The organism is Dysgonomonas reticulitermitis (assembly GCF_054601275.1).
Genome location: NZ_BAAHWU010000023.1, coordinates 34,438 through 51,909 on the forward strand (window position 1 = coordinate 34,438; position 17,472 = coordinate 51,909).

The 17,472-nt window shown below is 38.7% G+C and carries 23 protein-coding genes; 8 read left to right on the forward strand and 15 right to left on the reverse strand.

What is annotated here, in order from left to right; translation table 11 throughout:
* A complete protein-coding gene (ribF, locus tag ACYPZI_RS09815) occupies positions 1–942 on the forward strand; it encodes a riboflavin biosynthesis protein RibF (protein ID WP_459601066.1) in 942 nt (313 codons plus the stop codon).
* Positions 943–1,198: 256 nt separating this feature from the next.
* Positions 1,199–1,519 carry an RNA recognition motif domain-containing protein gene (locus tag ACYPZI_RS09820; RefSeq protein ID WP_459601068.1) on the forward strand — a complete coding sequence of 107 codons (321 nt, stop codon included), beginning with the start codon at positions 1,199–1,201 and terminating at the stop codon, positions 1,517–1,519.
* Positions 1,520–1,588: 69 nt separating this feature from the next.
* Here the strand turns inward: ACYPZI_RS09820 and ACYPZI_RS09825 are convergent, their stop codons facing one another.
* The 8 genes from ACYPZI_RS09825 to ACYPZI_RS09860 form a co-directional block, all read right to left on the reverse strand.
* A complete protein-coding gene (locus ACYPZI_RS09825; protein ID WP_459601070.1) occupies positions 1,589–2,278 on the reverse strand; it encodes a GNA1162 family protein in 690 nt (229 codons plus the stop codon).
* Entirely contained in the window at positions 2,265–2,627 is a 363-nt protein-coding gene (locus ACYPZI_RS09830; RefSeq protein ID WP_459601072.1) for a DUF4810 domain-containing protein, read from the reverse strand. The genes ACYPZI_RS09825 and ACYPZI_RS09830 overlap by 14 nt, the downstream gene beginning before the upstream one ends.
* A 25-nt stretch (positions 2,628–2,652) precedes the next feature.
* Positions 2,653–3,003 (reverse strand): hypothetical protein, encoded by a 351-nt coding sequence (locus ACYPZI_RS09835; protein WP_459601074.1) that lies wholly within the window; start codon positions 3,001–3,003, stop codon positions 2,653–2,655.
* Positions 3,000–3,932, reverse strand: coding sequence for a CsgG/HfaB family protein (locus ACYPZI_RS09840; protein WP_459601076.1), 933 nt, complete (start codon positions 3,930–3,932; stop codon positions 3,000–3,002). The genes ACYPZI_RS09835 and ACYPZI_RS09840 overlap by 4 nt, the downstream gene beginning before the upstream one ends.
* A gap of 78 nt (positions 3,933–4,010) precedes the next feature.
* A complete protein-coding gene (locus tag ACYPZI_RS09845) occupies positions 4,011–5,084 on the reverse strand; it encodes an RnfABCDGE type electron transport complex subunit D (RefSeq protein WP_459601078.1) in 1,074 nt (357 codons plus the stop codon).
* Positions 5,071–6,360 carry an electron transport complex subunit RsxC gene (gene rsxC, locus ACYPZI_RS09850; protein WP_459601080.1) on the reverse strand — a complete coding sequence of 430 codons (1,290 nt, stop codon included), beginning with the start codon at positions 6,358–6,360 and terminating at the stop codon, positions 5,071–5,073. Before rsxC ends, ACYPZI_RS09845 begins: the two co-directional genes overlap by 14 nt.
* Before the next feature lie 3 nt (positions 6,361–6,363).
* Entirely contained in the window at positions 6,364–7,257 is an 894-nt protein-coding gene (locus tag ACYPZI_RS09855; protein ID WP_459601082.1) for an FAD:protein FMN transferase, read from the reverse strand.
* Between the two features lie 26 nt (positions 7,258–7,283).
* Positions 7,284–7,622 carry a hypothetical protein gene (locus tag ACYPZI_RS09860; protein WP_459601084.1) on the reverse strand — a complete coding sequence of 113 codons (339 nt, stop codon included), beginning with the start codon at positions 7,620–7,622 and terminating at the stop codon, positions 7,284–7,286.
* 115 nt (positions 7,623–7,737) lie between these two features.
* Here ACYPZI_RS09860 and ACYPZI_RS09865 point away from each other — a divergent pair, with 115 nt between their 5' ends.
* The gene (locus ACYPZI_RS09865) at positions 7,738–8,274 is read left to right on the forward strand and encodes a hypothetical protein (RefSeq protein ID WP_459601086.1); all 537 of its coding nucleotides are present in this window, start codon (positions 7,738–7,740) and stop codon (positions 8,272–8,274) included.
* Positions 8,275–8,343: 69 nt separating this feature from the next.
* Here the strand turns inward: ACYPZI_RS09865 and ACYPZI_RS09870 are convergent, their stop codons facing one another.
* Positions 8,344–9,993, reverse strand: a complete 1,650-nt coding sequence (locus ACYPZI_RS09870) for an alkaline phosphatase (RefSeq protein ID WP_459601088.1) — start codon at positions 9,991–9,993, stop codon at positions 8,344–8,346.
* 136 nt (positions 9,994–10,129) lie between these two features.
* Between ACYPZI_RS09870 and surE the strand changes: the two genes are divergently transcribed.
* Together surE and lpxB are read left to right on the forward strand one after the other, a co-directional pair.
* Entirely contained in the window at positions 10,130–10,903 is a 774-nt protein-coding gene (gene surE / locus ACYPZI_RS09875) for a 5'/3'-nucleotidase SurE (protein WP_459601090.1), read from the forward strand.
* Positions 10,904–10,977: 74 nt separating this feature from the next.
* A complete protein-coding gene (gene lpxB, locus ACYPZI_RS09880; RefSeq protein WP_459601092.1) occupies positions 10,978–12,123 on the forward strand; it encodes a lipid-A-disaccharide synthase in 1,146 nt (381 codons plus the stop codon).
* 34 nt (positions 12,124–12,157) lie between these two features.
* Here the strand turns inward: lpxB and ACYPZI_RS09885 are convergent, their stop codons facing one another.
* The 4 genes from ACYPZI_RS09885 to ACYPZI_RS09900 form a co-directional block, all read right to left on the reverse strand.
* Positions 12,158–13,138, reverse strand: a complete 981-nt coding sequence (locus ACYPZI_RS09885) for a beta-ketoacyl-ACP synthase III (protein ID WP_459601094.1) — start codon at positions 13,136–13,138, stop codon at positions 12,158–12,160.
* Positions 13,139–13,210: 72 nt separating this feature from the next.
* Positions 13,211–13,396, reverse strand: a complete 186-nt coding sequence (gene rpmF / locus ACYPZI_RS09890) for a 50S ribosomal protein L32 (protein ID WP_459601096.1) — start codon at positions 13,394–13,396, stop codon at positions 13,211–13,213.
* Between the two features lie 61 nt (positions 13,397–13,457).
* Positions 13,458–14,036 carry a YceD family protein gene (locus ACYPZI_RS09895; RefSeq protein WP_459601098.1) on the reverse strand — a complete coding sequence of 193 codons (579 nt, stop codon included), beginning with the start codon at positions 14,034–14,036 and terminating at the stop codon, positions 13,458–13,460.
* A 441-nt stretch (positions 14,037–14,477) separates the two neighbouring features.
* Positions 14,478–14,768, reverse strand: a complete 291-nt coding sequence (locus tag ACYPZI_RS09900; RefSeq protein ID WP_459601100.1) for a hypothetical protein — start codon at positions 14,766–14,768, stop codon at positions 14,478–14,480.
* Between the two features lie 3 nt (positions 14,769–14,771).
* Between ACYPZI_RS09900 and ACYPZI_RS09905 the strand changes: the two genes are divergently transcribed.
* Positions 14,772–15,239 carry a hypothetical protein gene (locus ACYPZI_RS09905; RefSeq protein ID WP_459601102.1) on the forward strand — a complete coding sequence of 156 codons (468 nt, stop codon included), beginning with the start codon at positions 14,772–14,774 and terminating at the stop codon, positions 15,237–15,239.
* Positions 15,240–15,499: 260 nt separating this feature from the next.
* Here the strand turns inward: ACYPZI_RS09905 and ACYPZI_RS09910 are convergent, their stop codons facing one another.
* Positions 15,500–16,015, reverse strand: coding sequence for a hypothetical protein (locus ACYPZI_RS09910; RefSeq protein ID WP_459601104.1), 516 nt, complete (start codon positions 16,013–16,015; stop codon positions 15,500–15,502).
* Positions 16,012–16,587: an RNA polymerase sigma factor gene (locus ACYPZI_RS09915; RefSeq protein ID WP_459601106.1), complete on the reverse strand. Its 576-nt coding sequence runs from the start codon at positions 16,585–16,587 to the stop codon at positions 16,012–16,014. Before ACYPZI_RS09915 ends, ACYPZI_RS09910 begins: the two co-directional genes overlap by 4 nt.
* A 121-nt stretch (positions 16,588–16,708) precedes the next feature.
* Here ACYPZI_RS09915 and ACYPZI_RS09920 point away from each other — a divergent pair, with 121 nt between their 5' ends.
* Both ACYPZI_RS09920 and ACYPZI_RS09925 read left to right on the forward strand, forming a co-directional pair.
* Positions 16,709–16,873 (forward strand): hypothetical protein, encoded by a 165-nt coding sequence (locus ACYPZI_RS09920; protein WP_459601108.1) that lies wholly within the window; start codon positions 16,709–16,711, stop codon positions 16,871–16,873.
* A 245-nt stretch (positions 16,874–17,118) separates the two neighbouring features.
* Positions 17,119–17,376 (forward strand): hypothetical protein, encoded by a 258-nt coding sequence (locus ACYPZI_RS09925; protein ID WP_459601110.1) that lies wholly within the window; start codon positions 17,119–17,121, stop codon positions 17,374–17,376.
* Positions 17,377–17,472 lie beyond the last annotated feature (96 nt).

The following is a 17,472-nucleotide window of genomic DNA, read 5'->3' on the forward strand; positions in this document are numbered from 1 at the left end:
ATGCTGCTTATTGACAAAGAGCATAAGATAGACCATCCGCCATTAGTGGCTACCATCGGTTTTTTCGATGGAGTACATATTGGACACCGTTTTCTGATAGATCAGATAAAACGGGAAGCCGCGTCGCGAAATTTGCCTACTGCCGTAATTACCTTTCTTGTACATCCGAGAAAGGTATTGCAAAAAGATTACCAACCGGCTTTGCTTTGCGGCTTCGAGGAAAAGGTGACCCGTTTGGAGAGTACAGGTATAGACTATTGTGCCTGCCTCGATTTTACGGTAGAAATATCAAAGCTATCGGCGCAGGAGTATATGAAGAATATCCTCAAGGATGAGTTGCATGTAGATACCCTGGTTATAGGTTATGACCATCGTTTCGGATACAATAGAGAAGATGGCTTTGACGATTATAAGCGATACGGTAAGGAGATCGGCATCGATGTCGTTAAAGCAGAAGAACTTACCGGGCACGGGCATGTTAGTTCATCCCGCATACGCCGTTTGTTAGGAGAAGGACAAGTACGTATGGCAGCTGATTTACTTTCATATAACTATACTATATCGGGTAAAATCGTCGAAGGCTTTAAAGTAGGGCGTACAATAGGTTTCCCTACCGCAAATATACAAATATGGGAAACTTACAAAGTTGTACCGGCTTTTGGTGTATATGCCGTATATGTGCATGTGGATAATCAACAATACGATGGTATGCTTTATATAGGAAGGCGTCCGACTCTGCATAATGGAGATAATATAAGCATCGAAGTAAACCTCTTTGATTTTGACGGAGACCTTTATAATAAGGATCTTACAGCTGAATTTCTCGATTTTATCCGTCCTGATGAAAAATTTTCAGATGTAGAAACTTTAATAGAACATATAAGAAGGGATAAAGATAGAGTAAAAGATGTTATTCAAAGATACAAACGACTGAATCCATAAGCGTTACAGCAAAATGACGGACAAAATTCTTAAAATAACATTTAATACAAAAAAATAATCACCTAAAACATTAAATTACTGAATTTTATTTTTACATTTGCCCTTGCATTAGAGTTCTTATTATTTGTAGTTTAAATTTTTCTTTTCAAGTCGCCTTTCCTTTATCTGGTAACCTTTCTTGTCTAGTCTATTTTAGCTTCCGTTTTATTTACTTCTTCTGCAAAATATATTTAATATTTAATTTTATTTTTTTACGATGAACATTTTTATTGCAGGGTTGAGCTACAGCATCAACGACAACGATCTGAAAGATCTATTCAATGAATACGGAGAAATCTCTTCAGCAAAAGTTATTATGGACAGAGCTACCGGCCGTTCTAAAGGTTATGGTTTTGTTGAATTGGCGGACGATGCAGCTGGCCAAAAAGCTATCGAAGAACTAAACGGTGCTGAATATGACGGCAGAACTATTTCTGTTTCGGAAGCTCGTCCTCGTACAGAAGGAAGCGATCGTCCACGCAGAAACTTCGACAACAACAGAGGTGGAAACGGTGGATTTAGAAGACGTGAATATTAATCGGCTTTTAGATATTAGAAAAAAGCTACCTTTTCAGGTAGCTTTTTTTTATTTTTACTGTTCCGGCTATTATTTTGTAGTAACAGAAAAAACTTCCTCACCGGCAGGTCTGCTTTGATCCATATTATAATCAGGGCTATATTGTCCGGCAGGCATATCCGTAAGGGTATAAAAGTTTGCGGCACGAGCCACCTTAACATGAGGTGTAGCCGCGGTATTGATAGCATTGGCAGCCATACCAACCAATGCACCCAAAAGTCCTCCCCCACTGGTATTTAAAGATGTATCGTAAACGATATTACCCTTTCTGTGGAAGATTTCCTTATTGTCTGTTGTTGATTTCAGTGAATATTCGACTTCTACTCTTACGCTGGATGCAGCAGCAGCTTTTTCCCATTTTGTTATGGTAGTAAATAGCACCGCATCTGCCCCCAATATTTCTTTAAATTTACTCAAACTACCATCTTTATACAATTCGGCATCATAAGCGCTCTCTGATTTGAACATTTCCATAGTTAAGAACGCAGGAAAAACATAATATCCTCTTTCGGCCAAGGGTTGAGACAAAGTAAAGAAAAGATATTCCTTGGCATCCACATTATTCGTCTTGTTGATAGGAGGCATTACTGCTATACTAAGAGGATGCTGACCATACATTGCCGCATACATATCGGCTTTTGTATGTTTACTTGTTGTGGTACATGAAGACAATGCCGATATTGCCAGTAGTACGATTATAAATAATTTAGTTGCTTTCATTCTCTAATTTTTTAATGATTCGTGACATAAAGGCTGCTGATTCAGGGTATAATGCTACTTCTCTTTTCATCATAGCAATGCCCTCTGCCTTCTTTCCTTTTTTAATAAGTAAATACCCATAATCGGCACAAATGCCCGGAGGAATCGTCTGCCTTGTACCTGTTTGCTTATTTATCATCGCCTCATAGGTTTTCAATAAATCGTCAAGACTGGCATCAGTACTGTTTTTTACATAATCGTAAGCCTCTTGTTGATAGTTTCCCCAGTTATACAAAGTCTTCTTCGAAGGAGTACAACTAACTACCAATAGGGCAAACATAAAGATTGACCCTACAATCAATTTTTTCATAAATTATAAATTAGTTTATTAGTATTTAAGGTAATTGTATTTTGCGAGTTTCTTGTGTTCCCAGCATGACGTCTTTTTCGAACAAAACGTCACCTCTGTATACTACTTTCACGTGTCGTTTTCCTGTTTTTATAACATATACATTTCCCTTCACGGTCTTACTTTGTATCAGGTTAACTTTCGCATTGAACGGAGCATCATTATCTACATAGACATCTACTCCGTCAGAATATTTATCAGCGCTTCCTTTTACTATTGTAAACTGTAGATAAGCCTGATTCTCGAGACCTTTCGACTCTGTTGTTCTTCCTGCTGTACATGCGCTTAATGCAAATATGGTAACTATTACCATTACCATCCAGATATATTTTTTCATTTCTTTATCTCCTCTATATAATAGTTATCCAATTTATTTGTATCAATTTGTCCGGCGGTAAATTCCACCAAAGAAAATTCCGATTGAGGGTTATCGCCACCAGTCAAAGTTATCTTTATTTTACCTACTTCCTTGCCGGGTAATTCCATAGTCATCCCTGTTTGAGGATTTTTTACTGAACGCCCTTTTTCTTTTACAATAAAGGTATCTCCAACCGATATACCCTGGCTTTGGCCTCCTGTTATATAGACATCATCACCGTCCACTGTGAGGAAATAGGCTTTCCATGGACGATCCATACAATTATTTATAACATTTTCAACGAGTTTGGATATGGCAACCGATATAGCCTTATCGCTCAAGGTTGCATCAAAATCGGCTGAAGCCCCAACTCCTAATGTAGACTTACTTTTTAGCTCGGCATCACCCTTTGCTTCTTCCGAATATATAATTTGCCCTGAAGAAACGTCAATAAGCCTTATATTAACGGCAGCCTCTGCTACTTGCGTCTTGGTACGGGTGAATACACCTGCATCTCCAAGATTTTTCCTGCCAAACTCTGTTATAGAACCTACGATGATGTAGTCAGCTCCAACACTTTTAAAATCACCGCCTTTTTCATTTTCGGCCAAAATTTTATCCAAATCGGAACGTTCCAATAAAATAAATTTATCACTGGCAGCTAATTTGTTCGATAAGATGTCCAAAGCTTGTTTTGCCATAGGATCATTCTCTTTATCATAGAATATGCCCTTACCATATTGCGTTTCGTTAGAGAAACGTGCAATAGCAACTTTTCTTTTTAGTGTTTTACCTTGCTCTTTTCCTTCCTGCACTTGTAACTCTATGTGTGTTTCTTTCTTCTGGGCATAAGAAGATAGCGCAATAAATAAAGTCAGGCCAAGGCATAAAATGCGATAATTCTTCATAAATAAAATTTTATAGATAAATAGTTATGCAATAATAAAAAGTTTTTTCCAAATAAGATGAAAATTATCAAGAATACTTCATCCATTTATTTTATCGCGCATTTCTTTAGCTATAAACCAAATAATACAAAATGCGATATAAATGAAGACCAGATACATAATTCCTCCCAAATGATGTAGATATATCACAGCGAATGCTACCATAATAATACCTCCGGTAACAGATAATGCCTGCCACAAACGCGTCATTATATCCAGCTTTTCACCCCATACTTTAGGACGGAACACCCAATCTATAGGCTTAGTAAAAGCATTAAGTAACAATATGGAGTAAGACATATACTCATAACGTACATCGTTGAGGATACAGATAATAGCAACAACCCCTATCATTGCGCCATAATACAGCTTCCCGTATTTAGTAGATGCGCTGGAAGGCATATCTGTTGCCATAAAGATAGCACCCAGCAACAAGCCTCCTAATGAAAACTGTATATTATAACCGGAGAAGATAAATAGAAGAGCGGTAAAAGCGACCAATAATGCAAACGGAATATGCCACGAGATGCGCCGCCTCAGGAGTAAAAATAAGCCGCCTAGCACCAAAAAGAATATAGAATACTCTCCTATTGCCCCCGATGCTTTGAAAAACAACTGATTAAAGAATTCATCTCCGAAAATGTTTATTTCCTGTAAATTAACAGCTGTTTTGTCGTACCATATAGTTCTGGAGGTCATTACCACAGGGAAAAACACAGTCATAAATTCCCGGCCCACAAGAGCCGGATTAAAGATATTCCGTCCTAAACCTCCCCACAGTAACTTTCCGAAAAGGACAGCCATAGCCCCACCAAATGCAACAATATGTAATGGTGTAAAAGGTGCTATGGTAAAGGCTAGCAGTATACCCGTTATAATAGCTGAGCCGTCAGATACAGAATCGGTATGTTTAAAAAATATAGCAGAGAAAATAAATTCGGTAACTAACGCACTTCCTACAGCTACAAGCACAACCATCAACGGTACATAACCAAAAGCGAAATATGACATCACGACACAAGGTAGTAACGCTAAGATCACATCAGTCATTACCTTGCCGGGACTATCGTCTTTTCGTATAAAAGGAGCGTATATTGTTTTATTGTATTGCATTAGCCAACTGTTTTAATTTCATTTTCCCTTCTTTTATACTCTCAATAAGTGGCACATTGCTCGGACAAATATATTCACATGCGGCACATTCTATACAGCTGCTTATGCTGTACTTTTCCAGATTAAAGTATTTGCCCCTTCTGAAATATTCTTCAAACTTCATGGGCATCAAGCGCATTGGACATACATCCACACAGTAGCCGCACGATATACAATTGCTCCGCTTAAATTTCTCTTTTTTCAGGAACAAAACGCCGCCGCTTCCTTTTGTGACAGGTATAGACCAGTCCGTTATTGCTTTACCCATCATAGGCCCGCCCAAAACGATCGTCTTATTATTAGTAGTAAGCCCGAGCAAGTTGAGGATATGACCGATAGGTGTCCCTATTTTCACTTCAAAATTGCCGTAATATTCAGACCTCTCACCCGATATGGTTATTATACGGCTGATGACAGGCTTGCGGTTTACGACAGCTTCATACACCGCATCTATTGTACCAACATTATTTACAATAACGCCTGCATCGCGGGGACGTTGATTGCGACGTATTTCAATACCTGTCACCGATTTTATAAGCTGCAATTCTCCTCCCTGAGGATATTCATTGGGAAGTACAAAAACCCTGATTTTTTCAAATTCCTTCTTGCGGAGAAACGGAGAAAAAATCTTTTGTAATTCTTTATTCTGCTCCTCAATAGCTATAACAATATCTTCTGCTTGCAGGATACTGTTCAGTATATTGATTCCCTGGAATAACTTTTCTGTCCTTTCGGCCATGAGAGCATAATCGGCTGTAAGGTATGGCTCACATTCCGCGCCATTAATGATGAATGTATTTATGTGTCGTCCTTCCAGCCTGTACTTAGTTGCTGTCGGAAATTGAGCGCCTCCTTCTCCTGCAACTCCCGCTTTTTCGATCAGGTCTATTATTTGCTCCGGAGTATATTCCGGCTTTTCCTCTTGGTACTCTATTTTTGTTTCCTTAAAATCATTTTTTATAACAATAGTGAGCAATGACTGCCCATCTGCCTGGGGATATTCTTTTATATCATGAACTATACCCGATACAGGAGAGTGAACATTAGATGCCCAACCCGCACCTTCGGGTATTTGAGCTATCAACTGATATTGCCTGACAGCATCTCCTATTTTTACAATAGGAACCGGAACACTACCCGCATATTTTAACAGGGGCATGTATAAAAAAGGAGCGTCAGCCAACGGCTGTATCAGCATCTCTTTCGTTTTTCCTTTCATCGAAAATATATGCATCATAAGCTAATTATGATAATATGAGAACCCTTCGGTGCAAGCGACCCGACCGCCCTCATCCATTATGTAACCTTCTAACTTATAGTATTCAGATAAAGAATCCATCTTTTTCAAGAATCCCCGGGGCGTTTCGTTAAACAATCCTGTGGAAACAATATCTCCCACCATACAACTATCGCTTACAATACCGACTTGTTTGTTGAATGACGGGTAACCCGTAACGGGATTCAAAATATGCCCGTATTGTTTCCCCTCTATATTGATATGAGTTTTCGATTGAGAGGATGTCGAATAACAACAGTTCGCGATATTCAAATCAAATAATAAAGATTCATCGTCGGGATTCCCAGCCGTCACCTTCCATGACGGATGAGCCTCATCGTTCAGGGCATAAATAGTGCTCCCCCCTGCATTGATTATAGCATCAGAAATACCCATTTCTTTCATTTTCCCGATAAGCTTGTCCACGGCATATGCTTTGATAAACGAACCTGTTATGATTTCCTGCCCTTCGGCTATTCGAACCTTATTGTCCAATATTTCTATTTTTCTATAATCCACCAAAGGTTTTATGGAATCGATTTCCTGCCGGGAGGGTACGTTCCATTGATCCTCTTTATAAAAGCCCCATAGCCGTATAAGCGGCATAATTGTTATATCATACGTACCATCAAAGAAACCGGACAAAAAGATTACCTCTTTTAAAATTTTCACAGTCTCATCATTTACATTGACAAAGCAACCCGGGGATTTATTTATCTGGTCAATGTACGATCCTTGCCGGTACGAATTATAGTACCTGTCAACATCTTCCAATACTGCAAATAACGTATCAAAAACAGAATCATCATAAAAAACAGAGATTTTTATCTTTATATGGGCATGAAAAAGGAATCTCATTTGTGCCTTATATAACCGGTCTATACTCATTGAGTAGCTGAAGATTTTTCCGGAGTCTCTTTTTCTATTACAGTTTGCACCTCAATTTTTGTCTCTTTATCTTTTTCCTTTTTCTTCTCAATTGGCAAAGCAACCTTGTTCGTTTTTACAAGCTCTTCTTTTTTCTCGGAATTTTCAGCCTGCCCGGCTTCTTGTTGCTGTTTCAAATTTTTCTCTAAGGCCTTCAATATAGGTGAAATTCCACCTTTAGCAGAAATTGCCCCTTCATTATTTGTAGCGGCATTCGCTCTATATCCCCAAACAATTAGAACTATTCCAAATAAGAAAAGACCAACTTTTCTTATGACTTCCATTACATTGTTCATACTTACAATAAGTTATATTTACAAATGTAGAATATATGCTTGATTTGATGAAAAAGATTAACTATTTATAATAAAAAATCGTACTTTTGCCCGGAAAACAATTCTTAATAGATTCATGCGAAAAATAGCAGTATTTGCGATCATCCTGATTTGCAGCTTTATCAAAACTTATGGTTCAACATATCCACAACCTACAGACGATGGAAATAAATTTGAACTTTCACGTTTCATTTTGACAGATGGTAAAATAAGACATCTTACATCGGACATCAGCAATATGATTTTCAACAGAAAAAGTGGATTCAAATGGCCCATGACAAAAATTATTTTTTCGAAAGATAAAAATAATAACGATATACTCAGGCTCGACATAACAGCTTTGGACAACGAATGGAATAAAATAATAGAACCGGGAGAAAAGCCGTATGGTTATTTTATTATAAATAACCGACTATTTGTTATCTCAACAAAAGAAGACTCGCCTATAGACCTCACTCAATATTTCGAACCGATAGAAGATGGGGAACGGACATTCAGCAATACAAAATGTAAAATCCAGATAAAAAATCCTAAATGGGTTTATCAATGTGACGACACTTCTATATTTGCCCGAAAATTACAAGAAAGTAATCTTGAAGCTTTAGGGCGATAAGAAAATGATAAAACAAGAAAGGCCTGGATTGTCCAGGCCTTTCTTGTTTTATAGTTCATTTACTAATTATCAAAGTTTACTCGCCAGACTTTTGGGAATATAAAATGTATCGTTCTTGTCGATGTAAACTGTCACCGAATTCAGAGTAATAAGTTTACCATTCAAATAAGCAACGGATTTGAACGCAGGTATTGTTAATACATCCTTACCTTTTTTCACTTTCAATACAGGAAAGTCCGTACTTTTATCAATTGAGTATTCTAATCCTTTGAACACATCGGTATGCTTTGCAAATATCTCATTCGTCATTTCGGTCAATGAAGTTTTCAGCCCCATGGCATCGAATAAATACTGATTGATTTCCCTATTAGTATTCATTCCTATCGGCAAATCCCCTTTCGGATGATATGCTGCCAAAAACACTTCTTCTCCCGTATGTCCTCCGGTAGTAAAGCCAAAATATGTATGTGCATTCATAATATTTATAATACTCGATACCATATTAACGCTGTTGCCTACTTTCATATAATCACTTTCGTGTTTATAATTCTTGGAGTTCAAAAGTAAACTCAACTCTTCGTCTGTCAAATCGATATTCGTATATTCTTTAAATACACTCTTAAATTGGCCGGGATCGGTCTTCAACAAAATTCTTTCAAGTCCCTCTCCTGTTTTTTTATATTGCGAAACATTCTTGAAAAGTTGGTCTTTTGTAGCCTTATCATACGATTTCAAGTCTCTGCGACCAATCGTAAATCCGCTGTTGCCATGATCGGGAAGAATTATTACAGTTGTTTTTCCGTTCTTCCTGGCAAAATCCATTACTTTAGCCACAGCCTTGTCGAATGCAAGAAATTCAGTAATACAACCTACCGCGTCATTTCCGTGAGCGCTCCAGTCGACCTTACTACCCTCTACCATTAAGAAAAATCCATTTTCATTTTGGGATAATCTATCCAGAGCCTTCTCTGTCATTTCGGCAAGAGATGGTATTTGAGTATCATCTCTGTCCAAGTCGTAAGGATGTTCCCTGTCACAAAACAGCGCCCAAATTTTTTCTTTCCCCTTAAAATTACGAAAAGTATTTACGTCATCTTGAATAAGAGTAGTACCTGTACTTTTAAAATACTGTTTTATATCGTCTGTAATTATAGAATTACCCCCGCCAAACATAACATCCAAATTCTGATAAGCCATTTGAGATGCAATATATGGATATTTACCTCTTGCATAATAATGAGCCGAACAGTCAGCCGGTGTTGCATGAGGAAATTCGACGGTAACAACCAAGCCTGTAGATTTATTTTGCTGATATTTGGCCGCTTCTAAAATAGTAGCCAAAGGCTGGTAAGCCATAGTAGGGTCAACAGGGACAAGATCGTTAGCAGGGTCTGCAACCGGATAAATAGCGACATTGCCCGTTTGCTGAGGCATACCCGTCATATAGCATGAAGTGGTGGGCGCAGAATCGCCGATAGGCGCATTTGATGAAAAAGTTTTTACAGTGCCGCACAAGTAAGGGTCGATAGCCAGATTATCGCCTCCCAGATTATTGTATATCTGATACCAGCGGGCGGCTGAAACCACTCCAATGGATGTTCCATCGGGAATCATTACAATAACATTTTTTGTTGGCTTAACTTGTCTCCGGTATTGCTGTTGAGCCCATGCAGTCGAAAAAATGAACAGGAGCATTAAGCTCACACAAATCTTTTTCATACTTTCACTATTTAGTTGATTAATATTCTCACAAAGTTACAAAACAAAATATAAGTTGTCCGGCAAAGTTATCTTAAGTATTTTAAAAAATATTGATGTATCTTTGCATCTTAACAAAAAAGTGATAATTTGACTAATGGAGAATAAAAAGCCTCTGATACTAATTACAAATGACGACGGCTTCTTAGCCAAGGGAATAGAGGCCCTCATTGAAAGCGTAAAAGATTTAGGAGAAATAATCGTTGTTGCTCCCGATGGTCCGCGTTCGGGCATGTCGAGTGCAATTACATCGTTACAACCTCTTCGCGTGCACTTAGAGAAAGAAGAAAAAAATTTAAAAATATACAGCTGTACGGGTACCCCTGTCGATTGTGTAAAGCTTGGCATCAGCCAGTTGGCAGACCGCAAACCTGACATCGTCCTTTCGGGTGTAAATCATGGATCTAATGCCGCCGTTGCCGTATTGTATTCGGGAACGATGGGCGCAGCGCTCGAAGGTGCCTTATTTAAGATTCCGGCAGTAGGATTTTCCATATTAGATCATGCCCACAACGCCGATTTTACATATACAAAAGAGTATATAAGAATCATAACCAAACAGGTGCTGGAAGAAGGATTGCCGATAGGCACTTGCCTGAATGTAAACATACCGAAAGGGAATAGCCTGAAAGGTATCCGGATATGTAAGCAAACTCCGGGACAATGGATCAAAGAGTTCTTGAAATCGAAAGACGGAGCTAACCATGATGTCTTTTGGCTAACAGGTGAATTTGCAAATGATACGCCTGACGATGAGATGACTGACGAGTGGGCTTTGGCTAACAGGTATGTGTCTGTGGTACCTGTCAAGGTGGATATGACCAACCACGAACATCTGGGGACAATAAAAAGTTGGGAAAAACTCGTATGAGTCAGTAGTAAGTAGTAAGTAGTAAGTAGTGTACTGGAAATAATTAAATCTTTAAATTTTTAAATCTTGAAATATTGAAATATTTTCTGGTAGCGGGAGAAGCCTCAGGTGATTTGCACGGATCGAACCTGATGGCGGCATTGAAAGAACAAGACACGAATGCGGAGTTTTGTTTTCTGGGAGGAGATCTTATGCAGGCCCGAGGAGGTAAACTCGTAAAGCATTACCGCGAAATGGCTTTTATGGGCTTCATTCCTGTGCTAATGAATCTCCGGACTATTCTCCGCAACATGAAAATGTGCCGGAAAGAAATTATAAAGTTTCGGCCTGATGTCCTTATACTTATCGACTATCCTGGGTTTAACCTGAAAATAGCTAAATATATAAAGACACATACCCAAATTCCTGTATACTATTATATTTCGCCAAAAGTCTGGGCATGGAAAGAGTATAGGGTCAAATCGTTCAAGAAGTATGTAGACGAAATGCTTTCCATACTTCCTTTCGAAGTGGACTTTTATAAAAAGCATAACTATCATATCGACTATGTAGGGAATCCCGTTGTAGATGCAGTAGCCAACTTCAAGAAGGAAAATATAAACGACCTGAAGTATAGTTTTATTATAGAAAACAAACTCGAAAACAAACCTATTATTGCCCTGTTAGCCGGAAGCAGAAAACAAGAGATAAAAGACAACCTTCCTGCAATGCTGGAATCGATAGAACCTTTCAAGGATTATCAGGCAGTAATAGCAGGCGCTCCGGGAATAGATCCCCAATATTACAATAAATACATAGGGAACAAAAATTGTAAGATTGTTTTTGGGCAAACATACCGGTTACTCGAATACGCGAAAGTCGCGCTCGTTACATCGGGAACCGCGACGCTGGAAACGGCTTTATTCAGAGTGCCGCAGGTAGTTTGTTATAAAACGCCAATCCCAAAAGTAGTATATTGGGTTTTCAAGAATATATTGCATACCAAATATATTTCCCTGGTCAATCTGATTGCGGGCAGAGTTGTGGTGCAGGAATTATTTTCTAAATTTTTCTCTGTTTCCTCTATCAGGAATGAAGTAGATAAATTGCTCAATGACAGTCTTTACCGGAATAAAATGATAGAGGACTATGATGAGATAATAGATATATTGGGGAAACCGGGCGCTTCTTCCCGTGCAGCAAACATTATCGCACATAAAATAAAAAAGAGAGAAGATTAACCTTCTCTCTTTTCTTTCTCTTTATATTCAAGTTTTAATATGCCCACTTTAAATAAACGGCTCCATATGTAAATCCCGCGCCAAATGCGGTAAGGATAATATTATCTCCTTTCTTCAACTGTGATTCCCATTCGTAAAGGCAAACAGGGATAGTTCCGGCGCTGGTATTTCCATATTTTTGAATATTCACCATCACTTTTTCGGAAGGTAATCCCATACGATTGCCAACAGCTTCTATGATACGTATATTGGCCTGATGAGGAACCAACCATGCTATATCATCTTTTGTAAGATGATTCTTCTCCATTATTTCAACAGAAACATCAGCCATTTTCGATACGGCATGCTTAAACACGACCTGACCATCCTGATATACATAATGCATACTTTTGTCTACTGTTTCGTACGATGCCGGATATACAGAGCCTCCGCCACGCATATGCAGATGAGGAATGCCAACTCCATCGACATGCAATATAGAATCCATTACTCCAACTTCTTCTTCTGTAGGCTCCAGCATTACAGCTCCCACAGCATCGCCGAATAACGGACAAGTAGTCCGGTCTTTATAGTTAGCTATCGATGTCATTTTATCACCACCTACCACAACCACTTTTTTGTAATTGCCCGACTTGATAAAATTCGACCCTACTTCTAAAGCATATATGAAACCTGAACATGCTGCCTGAATATCGAAGCCCAACGCGTTTTTTATTCCGCAAGCTTCTGCCGTCATGGCTGCTGTAGATGGAAATATAAAATCAGGTGTTGTAGTAGCAAAGATAATAGCCTCTACTTCTTCCGGTTTTGTATTTGTTTTTCCCAACAATTCTTTCACGGCTTCGGTAGCCATTACAGAGGTACCTTTTCCTGCGCCCAACACACGACGTTCTTTAATCCCCACACGGGTCATTATCCACTCGTCGGTAGTATCTACTATCTTTTCAAGATCGCTATTCGTCAAAATATCCTTTGGAATATATGCACCAATACCGGTAATTGCGGCTCGAATCATTATTCTTTTGGTTTTGATTGTTTTTAATAAAAAAAATGCCCTAATATTAGGGCTTATGAGTTTTGGCTGGAATTAAACCGCCGCACCTTTTTCTATTGCCAATTTTCCGCGATAGTATCCGCATTCAGGGCAAACAGTGTGGAATACATGCCAAGAACCACAATTAGAGCATACTGCCAATGTAGGAGTTACAGCTTTATCGTGGGTTCTTCTTTTCGCTGTTCTAGACTTCGATTGTCTACGTTTCGGATGTGCCATTTTTCTGTTTTATTTAGTTATTTTATTGTATTTGAATTAGAAAAGTCAATTTTCCATTAATTTAATCTTCGTCTACGGATATATCTTTAAGTGAATCCCAACGGGGATCACTATAGGATGAATCATCATCAATTGATACATCATCGGTTTCTTCGTCCTGATCATCCTCATCATCAGCGATTCTGGCCCTATGTTTATTTAACTTGGAAGACATCGCTTTATTGCATGTACCGGCAGGATGTGTTTTTTTAGCCGGCAAACTCAATACAATGAATTCATACAAAAACCACGCAATATTTATCTCTCCGTCATCTTCCGGAATTATAACTATTTCATCACTCTCTTCCGAATACTCTTTTCCAAACTTAACAATAAGTTTATTCTTGGTATCCACATCCATGGAGACATCATCCAAACACCTATCGCAAGGAACCTGAACCGAACCGGTAATATTAAAATTCAACTCGAAAGTCGCAGATGTCTTTTTCAAAGAAACCACTGCTTTCAAATCTCCTTTTTTGACTTCTGCCGTTCCATCATCAATAAGGGCAAAGAAACTTTTATCCAGGTCATACTTGAATTCATGTTTACCTTCCGATAAGCTCCTCAGAGGTATATTATATAAGCTAAACTTTCCCATGTCCTGATTATAATTCAAAAAAGAACGGCGCAAAGGTACAAAGTTTTTTTTAATAAATAAACAATTTAATTCTAATCTTGAAAGATGTAACGGCGCTAAATATTTATTTCGTAATTTTATAGAGGTTATTAACAGGAGATAAAAATGAGTGCCGAAATAATAATTTCATAGGGTTTGCCCTGATATATTTATGTGAATTATGTGAATCAGTAGTTGAAACGTTCGATTATTTGCATTATTTTCTTCTGCGCGCAATCACAGATTGCTTGCGTCCCTTTTGCCCAAAGCCGCAAAAGGAACCAAAAACGCTTTTGCGCCCCACTTCAACGTCCGACCCATAACGGACTTAAAGGCTAAACAAAAAAACTCGCTCCGGGTTTTGTATAATACGAATCATTTGATAAGCTCAAACACGTTTTTGTTTTTAACGCCTTCTTCGTCCTATGGGTGCCCCGTACTTGAAGCTAACGGCGCAGCTGATGCACGACAAGGCAGCCGCTTGTCGTGCGTCAGTCTCCCGCGCATTAGTTTCGCAGGCGGAGAACCCGCACGGTGCAGGCGGCGTAGAAAGGGACGGGGCGATAGCCCGTTCGTCCCTTTCAGCCGGCAAACCGGTTGTGGGTCGCCGAGGGACGGAGCGCTAGCTTTTTGCTTACTTTTGGGCAATGCCAAAAGTAAGGACAAGCCCGGCTGGGCGCGGCAGTAATGAGCATATGTTGAGAATATAAGCAATCTGTGATTGCGCGCAATGGACAGGTTATTGGCTCTCCCGCCCCCCATGCAGCTTATGGTAAATTTATAAAAGGCAATGGCACTACATACGACGCCGACTGGCGTCAGACACGAAAAAATGACCTTTGGGGCGATGGGACACAAAATGAAGTTATGGTGAAGGCTGCTAGCGACCCATGTCCAACGGGATGGAAAGTGCCTAGCCAGAAACAATGGGCTTCTATATATACCAGTATGACGTCTCCGAATATATGGACTTGGACTGCTGACGGTTATAAGGTAGGCTCGTCATTATATTTGCCTGCCGCTAACAGCCGATACTACGATGGTAGGCTGCTCTTCGTTGTCAACTACGGCTTCTACATGAGTACTACGTTTATAGTGGCGGCTCGTACCATCTGTACTTCGGCAATAGCATCATTAGCCCGACAAGCTCCGGCATCCTCTACCCGGTCAACGGATTTCTACTAAACCCTATGATTGCAGGCGCTGCAATGGCTTTAAGCTCAGTAAGCGTGGTTACAAACAGTTTATTATTAAAAACCAAGAAAATATAAAATAAGTAGTTAAAGGAGTTATCGCTCGATTTGATCGCTAGTAGTCAAGTAGTTAGAATAAAACATACTCTTCTGCTTACTACTTACTACTTACTACTTACTACTTACTACTTACTACTTACTACTTACTACTTACTACTTACTACTTACTACTTACTACTTACTACTTACTACTCATTCAGGCATATATACATCCAGCACTTTATCGGAACCAGACAACACGTCTTCCGCTTTCACAACCTCAACATCATCTTCTACCGCGTTATATTTATATATGTTGACCGCCCTGACTGCTTCTACATTATGCTTGGCTATTACAACCACATTCTCGGTATAATATTCTTCGGGCACATATATTTTAATGACTCCCTGATCGCCTATATTTTCAGAATACAGATTTGTTTGATAATTCGATTTATAAAAATATCCTCCTACAGCAAATATCAGTACGGCGGCAACACTTGCTGCTGAAATCTGCCACAAATGGTAATGGTGTTCTTTCTTTTTTGCAGCCTGGGTTTTCCGGTTCAAACGTTTATGTATGCTATTAATGCGTTCTATATGATCATCATTAATGCTGTCAAATCCATCAATAGCATCATACATAAACGGATCTTTCATCGAATCTTTTTCGATCCGGTGGGCATCAGCTCCTTTCCTGTTTCCTTTTATGTAATCCTGCAAATTCATTCTTTTAAATTTTTCTCAATACAGATTTTCAAATTCCTTTTCCCGTTTTGTATATAACTCTTTACACTTTTCAGATGAAACCCCGTTTCATCCACAATTTCCGCATACGATTTCTCCTCATAGAAAAACTTCTCTATAGATACCCGTTGAGGCTCAGGAAGCTTTTCCAGGCATTGGCTCAAAGCCTTATCTTTTTCCTCTTCCGAATCTTCACTTAATAGATCCAAAACGGAGTCGGATTCCATAAATTGAGAATCGAAATTTACAACAATTTCTCTCTTATTTTCTTTTAGTACATGAAAACAGTGATTCTTAACAACACTATACAACCAATTCTTAAAAATCTTGATTTCATACCCTTGTATTTTCTGCGACAGATTCTCAAATATATCAATCACAGCATCCTGCGAACCTTCGGGGCTTTGGAGATACTTCAGACACAACCCGTATATTAATGGGATGTACCGTTCGTAAAGTTGCTGAAAATATTCGGCCTCACCCGTCTTCTTAAAAAGGGATAAAAGCTCTTCATCACTGTATTCTACTTTTTTATATGAACTAAATAAACGCAATGGAATCAATTTTACACAAATCTACAAGAATTTGTGTAAAATACAAAAATGAATAATGCCAATCAGCAGTTAAAGTTATTATTGTAGTGTAAAAACGTTCGGTTATTTTATGTCATAGTACATGACAAAAAATATTGCAAAATCTTATATTTCCCTTACAGGGCGCGGTTTCAGGGGATTTCGTTTTCCCACCCAAGGCGTTGCCATTGGGCTATATTATGTAGCCCCTTCAGGGCATCGTGGAAAGAAACAGGCTGAAGGCCTGATATATTCGAGCCCGGGGTAACACACCCCGGGTAGATAACAACCGAAGGAATTACGCCCTGTAAGGGCAACATAATAAGTCTTTTAAATAGAGTTTATATTGAATAAGAGTTTATTTTAATTGATTATCAAGCATTTACAAAATAATATATTTTTTAATATACTGAAAATAAGCAGTTTGATATTTTTTAATTATAACTAATTGATAATCATTAGTCTCAAAGTTTATTCTATATAATGTCTAATGTATGTAAAATATTTTTTGTCATGTACTATGATTTTATGTATATAATCATTCTTAGTAATATCTTTTATTCTTTGGATCATCACTGCCGCGCCCTGCCGGGCTTGTCCTTACTTTTGGCATTGCCCAAAAGTAAGCAAAAAGCTAGCGCTTCGTCCCTCGGCGACCCACAACCGGTTTGCCGGCTGAAAGTGACCAACGGGCTATCGCCCCGTCCCTTTCTACGCCGCCTGCACCGGGTGGGTGCCCCCAATGTCATTAAGTTAAGGATTTTCATATAGCATCTCTTTGATTTTTAGAGACCTTTGGTCGTACTCTCTTTTTATATCTGAATTTATTTCGCATATTAGAACGATTGGGTCTTATTGGTATCATAT